Genomic DNA, 14,252 nt, shown 5'->3' on the forward strand with positions numbered 1-14,252 from the left:
GCCGGAGGCCGGCCCCAGAGGAAGTTCCGGGTGCCAAAGTCGTTCAGACACCCCTCCCGGACGCCGGGCACGGCTACCCCGGCCGTGCCCGGCTTCTTTTTCGGTGAAAGCCGAACGGACTGTGGACCCCCTCAGGGCTTGCGCATACGCCGGTCCGCCGGTTTGTCGCTCGAGCCGCACGGGCCCGAGCTCACCCGTCGGTGGCCCGGAGCGATGTGCCTGCGTGGACGAGCCCGCGGGGCATCATCCGGCAGTGGTGGGGGACCGGCGTACGGCCGTCGTGCAGCTACGGGGTGGACCACAGCGCGAAGGTGGGATCAGAGGTGCCGCTCCCGTGCTTGTAGATCTTCACCTCGTGGCTCTTCTTGTCTGCGGTGACGGTGAACCGCGCCGTCCAGGTGCGGGGGCTCTTGCACGGCCAGCCCACCTTGGCCAGGCAGCTGCGCGACTGGAAGGTGGCCTCGTAGCGCGCGAACCGGTTCCACTTGTTCTGGCCGGTCTCGGTGATGCGGAGCTTGGAGTCCTCGGCAACGGTCAGACCGACGTTGGACGCGGTGGCGTTGAGCTCGATGCGGGAGTCCTTCTTCCACGAAGCGGGGCTCTTCGTGGGGCAGGCGAGTACGTTCATGTTCCACTCGCCGTACCGGAGAGAGGTCAGGGCTCCGGGGTAGAGGGTGAGCTGTGTGCTCTCGCAGGCGGCTGCCTGACGGGCGGGGGCCGCGGTGCCCGTGGAGCTGGTCGCCGTGGCTACGGCGCCGGCGAGAAGACCGCAGGCGGCAGTGGCGAGGGCAAGGCGCTTGAATTTCACTGTTTCCTCCTGATGGGAAAGTCGACGGATGCGCATGTAGGTCACGGGGTGCGGTAGAGGGCCATTCCGCGCGGCATGGTGCTTTCGATGCCGCCGCCGTAGACGGTGCGGATCTTTTTGTTCTTCTTGCCGGCGATGAGGGCGAAGCCGACCTCGACCCTGTGCGTGCGGGAGCAGGGCCACAGGGTGAGTGGGACGCAATCCTTCACGGTGAAGCTGCCGGTGTACGTGGCGGTCTGCGTCCTGCCGTTCTCGACCGTGGAGTTGACCCGCAGTGCGGCCGACTCCAGCAGGTAGCCGGCCGTATTTCCTGTCCCGTTGGTGGTGGCGCTGGCCTGTGTGTCCCAGCTGTCCGCATCCGTCTTGGGGCAGACGGTGACCTCGAAGTTCACTTCTCCCCAGCGCAGGTGCGGGGGGAGCCCGTCCCCGGGGTAGACGGTGACGCGCTTGGGCGTGCAGCTCGAGGGGCCTTCGGTTGCCTGGGCCGGGCTGAGGACGGTGACGGCCCCGGCCAGAAGTCCGCCGACAGCGGTGACTGCGATGGCGCGGACCTTGGTGACGCGTGTGTTCTTCACACCAGTGCTCCTTGGATCGCTTGAAGGAAGAGCAGGGAAGGCCGGGCGGTGAGCCTCGGGCCGCGTTCGAGGGGCATGAGCCGAAAGCGCCGGCGAAGAGGCGGGCCCAAGGCCCCAGCCGGCCACCGGACGTCGGCGTCGGCCAGCCTGCTGACCAGAGCGTTGCGGTTGCCGCCGACTCCGGGCAACGGCTGGAGGCGGCTGGGACAGTCCGGGGTCGTCCGCCCAGGTCAGGGCGTGTCCCAGGGCCCTTTCACACGGACAGGGGAGACCGGGCCCGCGTGTCTCGGTGCGTCTCGGACTGTCCCGGAGGCCATGAGATCTTGCCGGACAGCCGCGGTCGGAAAAGGCTCCGGTCAAGCCCCAAAAGGGGCCCGACGAACGGAGTTTGTGATGACGCTGGAGATACGGTCGGTACTCCGCAGGGCCGGCACGGTGCTTCGCCCGGCCCGCGGCAGGCATGCGCGCCCCTCGCCCACCCGGGCAGGAGTACGCAAGACCGTGCGGTTCGCTCAGACGGCGCTGATCCTGTGCGTGACGAGCCTCGTCTGCGTGCTTCTCGGCGCGGTCCTCGGCGTGCAAGGAGCCTCTCTCACAGCCTCACCACCCGACAGGCCCGTGGTGGTGGAACAAGAGCCCGATCCGGTGCCGCGACCGGCACCCGCCAAGACGGACCGCGGCAGACCCGCGGCTCCCAGCACGGTGCTGCTGCGGCCCGGCGACACGCTATTCGCCCTGGCCGACCGCCACGGCACCACCGTCCGGGCGCTGCAACGTCTGAACGGTCTGGGAACGTCGACTCTCATCTACGCCGGAGAGACCCTGCGTCTGAAGCCGTCACCCGCAACTCCCACCGCAGGCGCCGGATCGACGCCGCCGGCCGAACCCGGCGCGTCGAAGCGTCCCTCGCCCAGCAAACCCGGCAAGGAAACGTCCGGCAAAGACTCATCCGGCAAGGACACGTCACGCACGCGCCCGCGGAGCGAGACGAAAGGACGTGCCGCTGAAGCCGTCGCCTTCGCAACGGCGCAGATCGGCAAGCCCTACGTCTGGGGCGGGACCGGCCCGAAGGACTATGACTGCTCCGGCCTGGTCATGCGGTCGTGGAAGGCCGCAGGTGTGAGCATCCCGCGTACCACCTGGCAGCAGATCGATGCCGGCAGCGCCACCAGCCGCTCCCAGCTCGTCCCCGGCGACCTGGTGCTGAGCTACGGCGGTGGACATGTCCAGCTCTACATCGGTGACGGCAAGGTCATCCATGCGCCCGGCTCCGGCCGCACCGTCACCATCGCGTCACTGCCGCCCGCCTCACACGTCGTCGCCTATCGCCACATCGCAGCGTAAGAGCCGGATGTGACCGCCCGCTCAGACGCAGTCGTCGGTGGCATCCCAGCAACTCTCCTCAGGGAACGGATCACCGCCGTGGGTCGGCGGCGGCGTCGAGGACGGAGGAGGCTCGTAGGGGTCGTCGGGAGCAGGCGGTGGTTCGTACGGAGTCGATTCCGGCTTCCTCGACGTCCCCTCTGGGACGGGTTGTTCAGGACGGGACGTCTTCTGGGTCGGCGATGGAGTGTGCCTTGTGGTGCCCGGTGCCGGCTTGTCCTTGGCCGCAGGCTTGGCCGCTGGGCTGGAGACGGTGCTCTCCGGCGTCCGGTCGGACGTGCGCTCAGGGGAGAGCGTGATGGTCACGGGTGGGCTCTTCGGCGGCTGGCTCGGCTCGCCAGGACCGTCGTCGGGAGCCAGAACGATGCCGGTGACACCGGCCGAAAGCAGCAAGGCCACAAGGACAGCTACCAGGACAGGACCGCGCCGGCGAGCATGCCCAGAGCGTCGCACCTCAGCATTCGGTGCCGCAGGTTGCGCAGGAGCTTGTGCCGGTCTCGTCGGGAGTACCTCCTGCGAAACGGCCTCCCCCTCACCGGCAGCGCCGGTGTCCGCCTCCACCGCGGTGCCCATGGACGAGTCCTCTTGTGCCGCGGCCTCAGCGACAGAAGGAAGGCCTGGGGCCTTTGCGCAGCCATTCACGTCAAGGCGAGGCGCACCTTCCGCTGCCGGTGCACTGAGGGAGCCCGTACTGCCTGCTTCATCCTGTCCATCGGGAAAGCCGTCCTGCGTCTCGCCACGCGCGACGGGCGGTTCGCAAGCGTCAACCGACGCAATACGAGTCGGCGAAGGCGTTCCCGATGCCGCATGCGCGGCCGACTCGACGGCCGAAGCACGTTGCTCGGCTTCGACAGCCAGACGCTTTCGGACACCCACCCAGGCGTCGACGACGGACCGGTCCCCACCGCAGGCCCGGACAAAGGCGGCGAGCAGCTCCTCCCGCGGCAGCTCCTGCCGCTTCAGGACGCCGGCGAGCGTGGCACGTGGGAGCACGTCTCCGGCGACCTCGGCCCGGCGTTCCAACTCCCGGTAACTCACATGTGCCCACTGCCGTAACTGGCGCATCATCGCAACGAATTGCGCGGCGTCCGCTGCCCCCTGCGGCTGCGGTTGTCCCCCGTCCACCCTGCCCCCTGGCGTTGTTTGTCAGAGCCCGGACACCCCGGCAGCTTAACTGGCTGTTCTCTATCCGTTCGCACGGTCGGCCCGATTTGAACGGAGGGCTGGATCGGGTGCGGAGGCATGACAGAAGGGCCTCTTGGTAGCTCGCGGTTGTCGAGTCCAGCGAGGAGCAAGAGGCCCTGTTGTCGAAGTGTCGCGTGGTGACGGTTGCCGGGTCCAGTCCGTCCACTCCTGGGTCTGACTGTTTCGCCCACTGGTTCGGCAACGCGGCCGACCGGCCGGAGCGCCGGCCCCGGTACGGCTCGGACATGAGCGATGCCGAGTGGGCACTCGTGCGGGATCTGCTGCCGGTGCCGGCGTGGATGGCGGGCCGGGGCGGGCGTCCGGAGGGCTACTGCCACCGAGAGATGATCGACGCGGTGCGCTACCTCGTCGACAACGGCATCAAATGGCGCGCGATGCCCTGCGACTTTCCCGCCCTGGCCGCGTGTGTACGCCTTCTTCGCCCGCTGGCGGGATGCGGGACTGGTGGCTGAGCTGCACGACCGGCTGCGCGGAGCCGTCCGTGAGGCTGAGGGTCGTGAGGAGGAGCCGAGTGCGGCGGTCGTGGACTCGCAGTGGTGAAGGCGGACGCAAGCGGCACCTGCTCACCGACACCATCGGACTCCTTCTGGCCGTGCTGGTCACGCCGGCTTCCACGACCGACCGGGACGCCGCCCAAATCCTGCTGCCGACGGCGAAGAGCCGCTTGCGGCGGCTGTCGCGCATCTGGGGCCGACGGCGGTTACACCGGCCATTTCCAGGACTGACGCCCGCCACCTCGGACTCGTTCTTGACGTCGTCCGCCGCAGTGACGACGTCTCCTGCTTTCACGTCCTGCCCCGCCGCTAAGTTGTGGAAAGATCCTTTGCCTGGTTTCTGCGCAGCCGGCGTCTGGTCCGTGACTACGAGCGACGTTCCGACACCAGCGAAGCCGTCATCCTGTGGGGATGACCACGCTCATGAGCCGCCGTCTGGCCGCTCAGCACCAGCGCCAGGAACCTGTTCGGGTCGAACCCGTACACCACTTCCCAGGACGCAACCGACGGGTGGGCAATGAGCGCGGAGCCGCTGTCCATCTGTGGAATTTCCGTCGCCGTCCGTGCTGACGCCGACGGTCGCGCTTTGCCGGGGCCGCTCGCTGGGCCGGCTATCCCGCCTCTCCGGTGAACGCCGGCGCGAGCGCCTGTTCAGGTGTGAGGCCGAAGCCGAGATCGGTGCCGTGGACCGCCATGGCGAGGGCCTGGAACATCGGGGGAGGGGTGATGGCGTTGGGGTTCTTGGTGGACACCACCTCGATCACCGTCTGGAGCTTGGGCGAGTACATGGTGGTGGACTCGTAGCCGGCGAAGCTGCCTTCTCCGCCGATGAACCCGCCGGACTCGACGAAGCCCAGTCCGTAGCGCCACTTGCCGGGCCCGTTGTAGTTCCCCGTGAAGACGAAGGGGATCGGGTTCTTGGTTGCTTCGGCCCAGACCGCCGGCTTGAGCAGCGCACCGGTCGCCATGGCGCGGGACCAGATCCGCATGTCCGAGAGTGTCGAGACCATGGCTCCGTGTGCCCAGAGGCACGACGCCGGGATGGCTGTCGCGTCATCGGCGGCGGTGGGTGCCTGGGTGGGGCCCACATCTCCCAGCCCGTACCCATGCGTGAAGGGCTTGCTGAGGCCGTTGCCCGACGTCGGGAGCAGGGTGCGATGGAGTCCGAGCGGTCGGGCGATGCGCTGCTGGACCGCGGTGCTCAGGTCTTGGCCGCCGGCCAGCTCCACTACGCGGCCGAGCAGGTTGTAACCGTAGTTGCTGTACGACCACTTGGTGCCGGGAGGGGCGACGGGCGGGAATTTCGCCTCCGCGTCGAGGAGCTCCTCGACGGTGCAGCCTGTGGGGATCTTCCCCTGGACGGTGGGCGAAGTGAAACCGTCGGCAAGGCCGCTGGTGTGGTTGAGGAGCTGCTGGATCGTAATCCGGTCCCCGTTGGGCACGCCCGCCACCCACTTGGAGATGTGATCGTCGAGGGCAACCTTCCCTTCCCCCACCAGCTGCAGGACGAGGTTGGCCGTGAACGTCTTCGTCTGGCTCGCGATCTTGAACTGCATGTCCGCTCGGAGGGGCTCCCGGGTCGCGAGATCGGCGACGCCGGTGGCACTGATGAAGGTCCCCTTCGGGCTCCAGATGCCGACCAGGACCCCAGGGGTGCGGTTGGTGTCCTGGAACCGGCGGACGATCTCTTTGACCTTGGCTGCGGTCGGCGCGTCGAGAGCTCCGCTGTCGCTGCCGCTCGACACCACGGTGTCGCGGTGCGACTCGCATGCCGACACCGCCAGGACACCGACGAGGACCAAGGCTCCCAGCAAACGGCTTTTGCATCGGCCCATTGGTTCCCGACTCCCATGTGTCGACGTCACCGGCCTCGACGCGCGAGAACGCCTGCCTTCAGCCAGCGTCACCTGTGGGGGCGGATGCCGGCATCCCTGCCACGCCCATCGGAGTGGTGAACTGCCCGGCTGGCCCAACGACGGTTCGGCATCCCCCGGCCTGGCTGACCGGCGGCGCACGCTGTTGTCCGGGCTCTAACCCACCAGCCGCGCCACAGACGCGGCGCTATGACGCGCCCCGGCAGGCAATCACCCCCACGCTGACCGAGGGTGACAGTCGACGGCTACTTGATACCCCGTCAACTGGCCAGGAGCGGGGAAATGTAACTGGCCACGATCAGACGAACGGTGCGTATCCCGCCTGGACCTCGCTCACCTGAAGGTCGGAGATGAGCAAGGTCAGGTTGTGCGCGTCGGTCTCAATGCGTACCTCGTGGAAGTCGATCCATAGGGCCTTCGACCAGCGTCTGGTCGCCTCCGACTCAGGGAGGATCGTGGCTCCTGGGTATAGGCAGTGCCACTCCACGCCTCAGACGTATCCAAAGAGACCCGCCAGGTCTCAGTCGGCAATGACAACAGCGGTTCAGCCTGTTGTGGTGGGGGCGGGGGCCGCAGCGCCCCGCTGGGTGGCGCAGACGGTGCCGCGGTCCTGGACGATGGCGCAGGCTTTGGCGTCCTCAGGGGCGTCGACGGCGAGCATGAGGGTGTGGGCGTCGCGTCCGTATTGCTGGCGGTATTCCTCGGAGTGACCGTCCTGGTGGGTGACGGTGACCCGGTCGCCGGCAGATGTCTTGCTCATCTTGGCCCATACAGTTCCGCAGGCCGGGCTGTGGCGGAGCGCGATCGTCACCCCGTACTTCTGGCCGCTGTAGGCGGTGACGGCGTCGTCCGAACAGTGGGTGTGGGCGGGGTCCAGCGATACGCAGGATTCGCCGTGGCATCTGATGGTGGGCGAAGGCCTGGCAGTCGCAGGTGCGGATGTCGCGGCGGGCGGTGCTGCGTGTCCGCCGGACGTGTCGCCGGCGTTCGCGCTGAGGGTCCACACCGTGATGCCCGCCCCCATAGCGAGTACTCCGGCGGCGCTCAGTAAGAGTGATCCATGGGCGAAACGGCGGCCGGCCGGAGTCGGCGGGACGGCTGCCGGGGCCGGGGTGTTCGAAGAGACTGACGCTGGGACTGGTGCGGTCTGCTCCACAGACGGCGATGTCACCCGCGCCTCCGTCTCGCGCGCGGATTCCTGCGCCGCCCGGGCCGCCTCCCACAGGGCAAGGAGCCGGTGACGCCCCACGACTTCGGGGGCGGCCTTGGCGAAGCTGACCAGGGCGTCCCGACGCGGCAGCCGGGTCTGGGTGCACCAGCGGTTCCATGTGCTGGAGGAAGTGTTCGTCCTGCGGCCCATCACGTTGTAGGACCAGCTGAGCTCGTCCATGCACCGGCGGATCGCCGCGATCAGCTCGACGAGCTCCGCCGAAGGCTCAGCGGGGTCGCTGTCCCGGATCTCGTTCGCCGTCTCGTCGCCGACTCCGTCCTGAGCCGGCCCGTCATGTCCCGCAGGTGTCCCGAACCGTCCCACGATGCCCCCATCGCATCATAAATCCGCTGGTCAGGGACTTGCGCGTCCCAATATGACCCACCGTTAGAAGAACTCTAGCGCTGGGATGACGGGACGGTCATCTTTCTCACTCGAGCCGCACAAACCGCTGCGACTCAACCTCACCCGCCACCGCAAACACGGCTCCTTCGGGTCGGCGTGCGGGCGGGTCGATGAGAGGAAGAGACGTGAACTGGACGACCAGGAAGAGGAAGACCGCCGGCTGGACGGGCGCGGTGCTCGCGAGCGGAGGGATGATCTTCGCGGGTTTGACCGTGCTTCCCGCCGACGCTGCCTCGCCCTCCTCGTACGCGGTCAAGGGCGTCGACACCAGCCACCACAACCACAGCGGCGGCAGCCCCATCGACTGGAACCGGGTCCGCTCGTCCGGCCAGGACTTCGCCTTCGTCAAGGCGACCGAGGGCGCCGACTGGCAGGACCCGTGGTTCACCCGCGACCTGCGCGGCGCACGGCAGGCGGGCCTGCCCCACGGCCCGTACCACTTCTACGGCCGCACGCCCGGAGCCGACCAGGCCCGTAACTTCGTCGCCACCGTGAAGGCGGCCGGCTACACGGGCAAGGCGGCGGGCGAGCTGCCCCCTGTGCTCGACCTCGAGCAGCACGAGCGCAGGTGCCCCGCGAACTTCAGCACCGCCGGCGTCCGCGCCTTCCTCAACACCGTCAGCTCCCAGCTGGGCGTGAAGCCGATCGTCTACACCACGAAGTCGTTCGTCGACGCCTGCATGGGAGGCGACGGCTCGGTGCTCGCCGGACACGTGATGTGGCAACCCCGGTACAAGAGCGGTTCCAAGGAGCCCGCCCCGGTCCCGGGCGCCGGGCAGGACTGGAAGATCTGGCAGTACGCGGAGACCGGAAGCGTGCCGGGCATCCCGTCCGCCGGTCACGTCGACCTGAACGTCTTCCGCGGATCACTGGCCGAGCTACGCCGGCTCGCGCACCTGAGCGGAACCGGAGACAGGGACACCGCCTCGCCGGCCCCTCGACCGCCGGCCACTCAGGCACCGGTCACCGGAGCTCCGGTGCTGAGCGCGCGGAGCCGCGGCACCGACGTCGTCACCGCACAGCAGCTCCTGAACGCCGCCGGGACGCGCCTGGACGCCGACGGCGTCTACGGCCCCAATACGGCGGCAGCGGTGAAGTCCTTCCAGACCGCCCGGGGCCTCGAGGCCGACGGGGTGATCGGTCCGAAGACCTGGGGAGCCCTGATCGTCACCCTCGAGGAAGACGCCAAGGGTTCGGCGGTGACGGCCCTCCAGCACCAGCTCAACGACTCCGGTGCCCGCCTGCGCACCGACGGCGTCTTCGGACCGGGCACCGCGGCCGCCGTCAGGTCCTTCCAGAAGGCGAAGGGCCTGCAGCCCGACGGCGTCGCCGGGCCCAGGACGTGGAGGGCCCTGCTCACCGACCGCACCGGCGGTGGCTCCGACTCCCCGCCCGCTGCGGGTGACGCCGTCGCCCTGGCCAAGCAGCTCCTGAAGACCTCGGGCATCACGTTCGCCCGGGTGCACTCCGAGACCCGGCACAGCGGTTCCACCGCCTACGCCAACATCGTCGACATGGCCGCCGGCAAGGGCGCGCTCACCAGCCCCCAGAGCCACGTCGGTGCCAAGCGGGTCCAGCTCGACGCCCGCATGCTCCGCGGCCTCCTGAGCCTGCGCAGCTCCCACGGATTCCGCGTGAACGTCACCGAGTTCGTGGGCGGCGTCCACAGCAGCACCTCCCGCCACTACCGCGGCCTCAGCTTCGACGTCAACGAGATCAACGGCATCCACGTCGGCAGCGGCGCACCCCACCGCGCCTTCATGAAGGCCTGCCGCCAGCTCGGCGCGACGGAGGTCCTCGGCCCCGGCGACAAGGGCCACCGCACCCACGTCCACTGCGCCTGGAAGTGACCGGCCCCCGCAGGAGCGGGGCGGGGCGCCACGGCAGCGACGCCCCACCCCGCCCCCACGGCACCTCACCTCACGGAGAAGACCCAATGACCGGCAAACACACTGCCTCGACCGCACGACGATCCGGCCCGACACGGCGGCTGGCCGACTGGCTCCGCAGCCGCCCTCTGGTCCTGGCCATTTTCGTCATCGCTGCACTGACCATGGCCGCCTCCGCCTACCAAAACGCCCAAGGCCGCGCCGACAGCACCCCGCCACCCGCGGCCGCACCGCCCGCCGACGAATGCCCGACAGCCGACGCATGCGAGCAGGAGAGCGTCGACGGCCTCGGGGACCCGGAGCCCACCGAGGACGCCCCAGCACACACGCCGCCCGCCCCCTCGCCGGACGTACCCCAGGCTCCCGGCACACCCGGCGCAACACCTCCCCCCGGCACGGGGAACGCACAGACACCGGCCCCCGGCCCCCGCACCTGGCCGCTCGTCAAGTCCGGCGACCGCGGCGAAACCGTCGCCGCGATCCAACTCCTCCTGACCGCCCACGGCTACCGCACCGCACCCGACGCGGTCTACGGCCCGGCAACCACCAGCCAGGTCACCGTCTACCAGCGCGACCGTTCCCTCGCCGACGACGGCATCACAGGCCCCGACACATGGCACGCCCTGATCGTCACCGTCCGCGCCGGCGACCGCGGACCGGCCGTGACAGCCGCCCAGCGCCTGCTCACCGCCCACGGCCACCCCGTGCCGGCGAACGGAGCCTTCGACGAGGCGACCGCCCAGGCGGTCACCGCCTTCCAGACCGCCCGCGTCCTCGCACCCGACGGCGTCGTCGGCCCGGACACCTGGTCCGCGCTGGTGACCCTCGAGCAGCCGTGAGCGACAGGCGTCGCTCACGGCGCCGACCCCCCGACCAACATCCGCGACGTCACATGCCTGCACTCCAGGGCGAACCGTGCCCGGCACGCCGCCCCGCCCACCAACACGACACGGAAGGACCGCACATCATGAACCGCAACCGCACCCCCCGTTCCCTCTGGGCCGCCGTCACCACCGCCCTCACCGTCGCCGCGCTCGCCGCACTCGGCACGACGCAGGCCCTCCACACCGCCAGCGCCAACGACGACCCGGCCGGCGCCGCAGCCCGCCAGGCCGCCCCGGCCCACCCCACCACGAACACCAAGGAACGGCCCACCCTGCACAACGACAGCCGCGGCCAAGCCGTCGTCGAACTCCAGCAGCGCCTCACCGCACACGGCCACGCCGTGACCCCCGACGGGATCGTCGGCCCCCACACCTGGAACGCCTTGCTCACCGGGTCCTCGAGCACCAAGCCCGCCCCCACCAAGCCCAAGCCGGCCCCCCGCGGCTACGTCCTGAAGCTCACCAAGAACTGGAGCGACCCGCTCAACTCCCGGCTGGCCCTCGTCAAGGACGGCAAGCAGCTCAAGAGCTACCGCGCTGGATCCGGAGGGGGCAGCACCGACGAATGCGTCCCCAACACGGGCTGGGTGCCCAACGGGATCTACAAGATCAAGGGACACTTCACGGACCGCGGCAACTGGAACCCCCGGGTCGCCGTCCAGGGCTACGCCATCCAGATCGAGGACAAGTACTGCACACCCGCGCCGGGGCAAAAGCCGGTCAAGCGCACCGAGATGTTCATCCACAGCGAGATGCTCACCAACGGCGGGCAGGCCCCTGACAACTGGTTCGAGAAGGACGACACGTGGCACTGGAACGGCCCCAGCGACTACAGCTCCTTCGGCTGCATCAAGCTCGCGCCCCACGACATCAAGGACCTCTTCACCCGTCTCGACCAGGCCGGCTGGCCGAAGAACCTGACCCTCAACGTCAGCTGACAACACAGACCCGCAAGACCTGAACCCTTCGTGGCCCCGACGTCCCCGTCGGGGCCACAGCCCACCAGACGTGAGGCCGCTGCCGAGCCGGCGGCGGCCGGGACGGGCCCCCAAATGCGGAGAAACGTTCAAGTGATTCGAACGACGCTGCGCTCCGTGCCCCGCCCGACAGAGATTGCCGGTAGAAGAGGCCGCGGTGCTGAACGGCCTTCCTGCTCCCGGTTATCGCGGGAGTCGGATGCGGATGGTTTTGCCCGTTCCTGGGCTGTGTGTGATGGCGAGGTGGCTGGTGAGGCGGCGGATCACGTGCCAGCCGAAACCGCCGCCGTTGCCGGTCAGGTCGGGCGGGCGCCCGTGCGGGAGGGCTGGGCTGGGGTCGCTGACCGCCGCCGTCAGTGTGTGGGGATCGGCGGAGAGTCGCAGCGTGTACTGGCCTCCGCCGTGGCGCAGTGCGTTGTGACGAGTTCGCACACGACCAGGGCCAAGGTGTCGGTCACCGCCTGGTCGGGCGGCGGGTGGAGACCGGCAGTGAAAGCGCGGACGGCTTCGCGGGCCTGGTGGACGCCGGCGGCGCTGGCGCCGCACACCACGGTGGGTGCGGATGTGCCCGGGGCGGCGGTGCTGTTCGTGCTGTCCATGCGCGCTCCCGCCTGAGCAGGGTGCCCGCTCTTGCGGTGCCATGGAGCATGAAGCGGGCCCTGGTCGGCCTCACCCACCCCGGCCAGGGCCCGGCGTGCCTTGCCGTGGGGGACGGAGGGTGCACGCGTGCCCAGAACAACGCGCCGGCACGCGCCCGGTCACGCTTCAAGCCCGATAACGAGGACCGCCCTACTCAAAACGTCGTCGCCGACGAACGCCGCGCCATGGCCCGTTGCTGCGTTACTGCGCTCAGTCTTCTTGTCCGGCGAGGATGCGATCGGCGGCGTAGTGCGGGCAGGACAACAGATGCCACGTCACTGTCAGGCCGTGGGCGGTCGCCGCGATGGTACGGGCCTGGCCGTTGCCCTGGCCGGCCTCGCAGTGCCCACACAGGAGGGTCTGGGTCTGCAGTCTTAACCTGTCCTGCTCGGGGTGAGGGTCGTCAGTCGCTCTCGGGTCGGGCCAGCGGCCGAAGGGCCCGATGTCACCAGGGCCTGCGGCACCGAACGCGGCGGGCCCCTTCGCTCGAGTCGGCGGTAACGGGATCATGCATTGCTCCCCTCGTTGCTGACTTGCTCGGTCAGCAGCCCCAACACCCGTAGCCCATGCACGCAGCCCGCTGCGACTTTCTACGGGAGAATCGTTCACGCAGCGAGAGTGGCATAGCCCGCGGACACAGCGACTGGCTGATTCTTGAGAAACTGCCCAAACCCCCAGGGCGAGTGAAGTCGCAGTGGCGTATAGCGGGTCATGTGACTGATGAGCCGGATGCGACTCGCGAAACCCGGCGGGGACAGCGGGCACGGGCACGGCGGCTCCAGGGCGCAGTGCGTGCCGGGCACTTCAGAGGCACCGCCGCTATGTCGGGGGCTGCCGCACCACGCTGAGGGCCTACAAAGCTCCGGGCGCTGGCCGATCTCGAAGTCCATCGCACCCCTTGAGCTGGGGTGTTGCGACGACCGCTAGAACGGAAGTACGGCCGGCAGGGGCTTCGCCATACCCTGAACCCCACACCACGCCAGTCCATGGGGGGACCATGCGCCACACCACCACCGTCGCGGCCGCCGTGCTGCTCCTCACCCTCACCGCCTGCTCGACAGAAGCCGACGCCCCACCCGCCAGCTCCTCACCGAAGGCCAGCGCGCCCGCCGCCACCGAGAAACCAGCCGACAAGCCAGCCGCCGACGATGAGGAGGCCGCGCTTGAGAAGGCGGTGCGCGCCTACTCCGCCGCGTACTTCGCCACCGACGCCGCCACGGCGCACAGCCTGATGTCGAAACGCTGCCGGGACGAGGCGCCCATCGAGCTGTACCGGCCGATGGTCGAGGCGACCGTGGCGACATACGGGAAGCACGAGATCAAGACGGTCGCCGTCGATCAACTGTCGGGTGATATGGCTCGCGTGACGTACACGTACCCCGTGCCGACCCTGACCATGAAGCAGCAACCCTGGGTGCGCGAGGGCGGCCAGTGGCGGAACGACCACTGCTGACGGGGCAGCCGAGCCCTGCGGACCAACGCTCGGATATGCCGCGTCAGCTGCGGTGCGAGCTGTTGATCACCCTGCGTGCGGGAGACCGGGTGATGAGCCTGCTGGACGTGCTTCCCGACGACTTCACCCCGCTGCCGAGAGTGACCTCGCGCGACGACGGCATGCGGGTGAGCGAACTGCTGGACCGTGCTCCTTCAGTCAGGGAATGGCTGCTGCGTGAAGACGGGGGCTCCTCAGACCGGCTGCCGTGACAGGCGCGCCTCCAGCAGATGAGTGCGCATCCGAGGGTGAGGAAGGCTTCGTGGATGTCGTCGCGTATCTCCCATCGGATCCGCAGGCGGCCGAACCAGTGCAGGTGAGCGAACGCTCGCAGCGTTGGGGCCCAGACCGGAGCCGTGCTCGGTGCCCTGCGGGCGATCAGCGGCTTCACTCCGAGGCTCGGACCAGGCGGCGGT

At 69.2% G+C, this 14,252-nt stretch carries 12 protein-coding genes and 2 pseudogenes; 7 read left to right on the forward strand and 7 right to left on the reverse strand.

Translation table 11 applies throughout. The annotated features are described in order from the left end of the window. Positions 1–286: 286 nt before the first annotated feature. Positions 287–808, reverse strand: coding sequence for a hypothetical protein (locus ACWGH4_RS17750; protein ID WP_453461533.1), 522 nt, complete (start codon positions 806–808; stop codon positions 287–289). Between the two features lie 41 nt (positions 809–849). Beyond that, positions 850–1,383 carry a hypothetical protein gene (locus tag ACWGH4_RS17755; RefSeq protein ID WP_453461536.1) on the reverse strand — a complete coding sequence of 178 codons (534 nt, stop codon included), beginning with the start codon at positions 1,381–1,383 and terminating at the stop codon, positions 850–852. A 552-nt stretch (positions 1,384–1,935) separates the two neighbouring features. On the opposite strand from ACWGH4_RS17755, the gene ACWGH4_RS17760 reads away from it, so the two are divergent. Further along, positions 1,936–2,727, forward strand: coding sequence for a C40 family peptidase (locus ACWGH4_RS17760; protein ID WP_453461539.1), 792 nt, complete (start codon positions 1,936–1,938; stop codon positions 2,725–2,727). Between the two features lie 1,469 nt (positions 2,728–4,196). Beyond that, positions 4,197–4,424, forward strand: a complete 228-nt coding sequence (locus tag ACWGH4_RS17765; RefSeq protein ID WP_453461541.1) for a transposase — start codon at positions 4,197–4,199, stop codon at positions 4,422–4,424. A gap of 653 nt (positions 4,425–5,077) precedes the next feature. Here the strand turns inward: ACWGH4_RS17765 and ACWGH4_RS17770 are convergent. The 3 genes and pseudogenes from ACWGH4_RS17770 to ACWGH4_RS17780 all read right to left on the reverse strand — a co-directional run bounded on the left by ACWGH4_RS17770 (position 5,078) and on the right by ACWGH4_RS17780 (position 7,874). Beyond that, positions 5,078–6,280, reverse strand: a complete 1,203-nt coding sequence (locus tag ACWGH4_RS17770) for a serine hydrolase domain-containing protein (protein WP_453461544.1) — start codon at positions 6,278–6,280, stop codon at positions 5,078–5,080. A 358-nt stretch (positions 6,281–6,638) separates the two neighbouring features. Further along, positions 6,639–6,830: pseudogene (locus ACWGH4_RS17775) on the reverse strand (YxiG-like protein); the annotation flags it as partial. A gap of 54 nt (positions 6,831–6,884) precedes the next feature. Further along, positions 6,885–7,874: a DUF2690 domain-containing protein gene (locus ACWGH4_RS17780; protein ID WP_453461546.1), complete on the reverse strand. Its 990-nt coding sequence runs from the start codon at positions 7,872–7,874 to the stop codon at positions 6,885–6,887. Between the two features lie 206 nt (positions 7,875–8,080). Between ACWGH4_RS17780 and ACWGH4_RS17785 the strand changes: the two genes are divergently transcribed. The 3 genes from ACWGH4_RS17785 (at position 8,081) to ACWGH4_RS17795 (ending at position 11,666) form a co-directional block, all read left to right on the forward strand. Next, complete coding sequence (locus ACWGH4_RS17785; RefSeq protein WP_453461549.1) at positions 8,081–9,805, forward strand: GH25 family lysozyme; 1,725 nt, start codon at positions 8,081–8,083, stop codon at positions 9,803–9,805. 86 nt (positions 9,806–9,891) lie between these two features. Next, positions 9,892–10,683, forward strand: coding sequence for a peptidoglycan-binding domain-containing protein (locus tag ACWGH4_RS17790; protein ID WP_453461551.1), 792 nt, complete (start codon positions 9,892–9,894; stop codon positions 10,681–10,683). Positions 10,684–10,811: 128 nt separating this feature from the next. Further along, positions 10,812–11,666: a L,D-transpeptidase family protein gene (locus tag ACWGH4_RS17795; RefSeq protein ID WP_453461554.1), complete on the forward strand. Its 855-nt coding sequence runs from the start codon at positions 10,812–10,814 to the stop codon at positions 11,664–11,666. A 392-nt stretch (positions 11,667–12,058) separates the two neighbouring features. Here ACWGH4_RS17795 and ACWGH4_RS17800 read toward each other — a convergent pair whose 3' ends face one another. Continuing rightward, positions 12,059–12,304 carry a hypothetical protein gene (locus tag ACWGH4_RS17800; protein ID WP_453461556.1) on the reverse strand — a complete coding sequence of 82 codons (246 nt, stop codon included), beginning with the start codon at positions 12,302–12,304 and terminating at the stop codon, positions 12,059–12,061. A gap of 1,037 nt (positions 12,305–13,341) precedes the next feature. On the opposite strand from ACWGH4_RS17800, the gene ACWGH4_RS17805 reads away from it, so the two are divergent. Together ACWGH4_RS17805 and ACWGH4_RS17810 are read left to right on the forward strand one after the other, a co-directional pair. After that, complete coding sequence (locus ACWGH4_RS17805) at positions 13,342–13,797, forward strand: hypothetical protein (protein ID WP_453461559.1); 456 nt, start codon at positions 13,342–13,344, stop codon at positions 13,795–13,797. A gap of 35 nt (positions 13,798–13,832) precedes the next feature. Then, positions 13,833–14,048 (forward strand): hypothetical protein, encoded by a 216-nt coding sequence (locus ACWGH4_RS17810; RefSeq protein WP_453461562.1) that lies wholly within the window; start codon positions 13,833–13,835, stop codon positions 14,046–14,048. Between the two features lie 11 nt (positions 14,049–14,059). Here the strand turns inward: ACWGH4_RS17810 and ACWGH4_RS17815 are convergent. After that, positions 14,060–14,252: pseudogene (locus ACWGH4_RS17815) on the reverse strand (hypothetical protein); the annotation flags it as partial.

The organism is Streptomyces sp. NPDC054847 (genome assembly GCF_053610925.1).